Below are 2,382 nucleotides of genomic sequence, written 5' to 3'. Positions count from 1 at the left end.
GTCTGGTTGACGATCACCTGCTGTATCCAGCCGATGTCCTCCAATACACCCTTGAGCGCTTCCTGTTGATGTTTCGGATGCTTACGCCAGTTGTTGGGGTTGGCCAGCAGTTGATCCGGGGACTCTTTGCCCTGTCCGGTGATGCGGTCTTTCCAGTGACTCACGATGCTTTCCCTGTTCATGGTGTTCCGTTGTGGTCAGGACTTTCTGAACAGCTGGCTGATCAGCGGGGTCAGGTTCCGGATGGCCCGTTCACCAAACAGGAAGCCCAGCACCAGAATATTCACCACGATCAGCGCGGCTTGTTGTTTTTCGGACAGCGTCCACTGGGAAAACCAGCACCAGTCCAGGTACATGGTGAAGAATCCCCACACCGGTCGCTGGCAGCCCCGGGCAAACAGCATCAGTCGTCCCACGAACGGCAGGCTTTTGAGATCCGATGCAGTACCCTCCAGCTTGCTGATCCGCTCGGTCAGCATCTGCTCGGCCTCCAGCAGGGCGTTGTCGGTCTGCTGTCGCTTGTCCTGCTCGATACGCTCCAGCTCAAGCCGTAGCCTGGCCTGCTGCTCCGGTGTCATGTCCGGCGGGAAGTAGGTCTTGATACCGTCGAAGATGGTCTGCGCCAGATTGCCGGTGAGCAGGTTACCCAGGCCGGTGGCAAAGGACTCAAAGCTCATAGGGTGTTCCCCGGTATGCCGTCGCGATCCCAGCGGATACCCTCGTCGATCAGCCACTCACTGTAGGGCTGGCAGCCCAGCTCGTGGTGGATGATGGCGCGGATCAGCCCGGGCAGGCAGAGCTCAATGCCGTTATCGATGCTGAAGTCCGGCGGCAGGCCAAGGCGGGCGGCGACGGCCTCCACGTAGGCGTCGGTATTGTTTTCATTGGGCGGTGCCCAGCGGTTGATGAACTCGCGAACCGTACGCAGCTCATGGCGGTGGTAGTAGGTGCGAAGCGTCCGGCTCATGGCGCGGATGCCGAACTCGTGGCTGACGAACTGGCAGAACGCCTTGTCCGTTTGGGTGTCCTGCAAACCCTGCCATGACTCACCATGACGGATGTTGCCAGGATTACAGTTCCTGAAGCCTCTGATGTGTGACACCAGCATGTTGTGCGTCCTGCGTCGTTTTGGTTTGGATATCGAGCCAGGTGTCGTACATCCGGAGACTGCCGGCGATACCGGTGATCAGTACAACCACGGCGACCCCCACCATGAACAACCGCTTCACATCATCACCCAGCTTGACGACCAGCAGGTGGGTTTCCTTGGCCTCGGACTTGATCTCGGAGATATCCGAGCTCATGGTTTCCACCTTGATCTGCAGGTGGGTGACCGTGTTCTCCAGCGTATTGATCCGGGGCGGGGTGGTTTCCAGGTCCCGCACCCGGTGGTCCATTACCGCGATATCACGCTCGGCCTGAATCAGCCGTTCTTCCATGTCGCTCATACACACGTCCCTGTGCCGTGATGCGCTGGTTCCTTGCTCTTGTGCCCCAGAGCGGTTGCGCCAACCCCTCGCAGATCATGCGGATTGTGCGTTCGCTCAGGCCAAACCGTCCGGCTACCTCGGCCTTGCTGAACCCTGATAACACGGCCTGCCGGATAGCCCGGTTGCGTTCGATCTTGGCGAGCGTCATGGGGATATACGACCGGAGACCGGCAAACTCCCGGGCCACGATGCGGGCGGCATCCAGACCGATAACCTGAACCATACGATCATCCGGTCTCACCTTCGCGGCAAAATATTTCCGCTGGCCACCAAAGGCCTGCTCAATGGCAATGGTTTTTTCCCTGCCGATGGCCTGAACCAGCTCTGGTTCGATACTCATGCGGTCTTCCAGGTCTCGCAGTAATGACCGGTGACACAGCAAAGCCGTGGGGCGTCGTTGGTGAGAAACCGGCAGCGGCGGGCATGCATCAGCGCCTCGGCGACCAGGGCAATATCCAGCTTGCCAATATGGGCGATTTCCGCGCTGGTCATTGAGGGGTTGTTGATCACAAGCAGGTTGATCGTCGATGTTTTTATGTTGTGAACCATGGGCTGCATCCTGCATCGATAGGTTTATGTTAGGTATTATTACGACGTTACGCCATAGAAAATAACAGCTATGACGTATCGTAACGACGTAGAAAAAGCGCTAGAACGGGATATCATCGTCTCCGTAATCATCAAAGTCGGGCTGTGTGGACGGCGTGCCAGAGGGGTTTACCGGGTTATTGGGCACCATCTGATTACCATACTTCTGTCGTTCATTGGTCTGCCCTGATGGCGGCGATTCGTTTGAAGGCGTTGGTTGTGTAACCGTTGAGTCCAGCAACGTCCAATGATCCACCACGATATTGGTGTAGTTGGCATAGGTGCCGTCCTGTTTGCGTCTCGC

General features: G+C 57.6%; 7 protein-coding genes. All 7 read right to left on the bottom strand.

Annotated features, from left to right (window positions below; translation table 11 throughout):
• A partial coding sequence (locus ABD892_RS05815; protein WP_345194468.1) for a ParB N-terminal domain-containing protein occupies positions 1 to 182 on the bottom strand: 182 nt, incomplete at its 3' end.
• A gap of 15 nt (positions 183 to 197) precedes the next feature.
• Positions 198 to 677 carry a hypothetical protein gene (locus tag ABD892_RS05810; RefSeq protein WP_345194466.1) on the bottom strand — a complete coding sequence of 160 codons (480 nt, stop codon included), beginning with the start codon at positions 675 to 677 and terminating at the stop codon, positions 198 to 200.
• Positions 674 to 1,102, bottom strand: coding sequence for a structural protein (locus ABD892_RS05805; protein WP_345194465.1), 429 nt, complete (start codon positions 1,100 to 1,102; stop codon positions 674 to 676). The genes ABD892_RS05810 and ABD892_RS05805 overlap by 4 nt, the downstream gene beginning before the upstream one ends.
• Entirely contained in the window at positions 1,071 to 1,448 is a 378-nt protein-coding gene (locus tag ABD892_RS05800) for a hypothetical protein (protein ID WP_345194464.1), read from the bottom strand. Before ABD892_RS05800 ends, ABD892_RS05805 begins: the two co-directional genes overlap by 32 nt.
• Complete coding sequence (locus ABD892_RS05795; RefSeq protein ID WP_345194462.1) at positions 1,408 to 1,830, bottom strand: hypothetical protein; 423 nt, start codon at positions 1,828 to 1,830, stop codon at positions 1,408 to 1,410. Before ABD892_RS05795 ends, ABD892_RS05800 begins: the two co-directional genes overlap by 41 nt.
• A complete protein-coding gene (locus ABD892_RS05790) occupies positions 1,827 to 2,039 on the bottom strand; it encodes a hypothetical protein (protein ID WP_345194461.1) in 213 nt (70 codons plus the stop codon). Before ABD892_RS05790 ends, ABD892_RS05795 begins: the two co-directional genes overlap by 4 nt.
• 100 nt (positions 2,040 to 2,139) lie before the next feature.
• A partial coding sequence (locus ABD892_RS05785) for a hypothetical protein (protein ID WP_345194460.1) occupies positions 2,140 to 2,382 on the bottom strand: 243 nt, incomplete at its 5' end.

The organism is Kistimonas scapharcae (assembly GCF_039540975.1).
GTDB lineage: Bacteria > Pseudomonadota > Gammaproteobacteria > Pseudomonadales > Endozoicomonadaceae > Kistimonas > Kistimonas scapharcae.
This window is presented reverse-complemented; position numbering and strand designations above follow the sequence as displayed.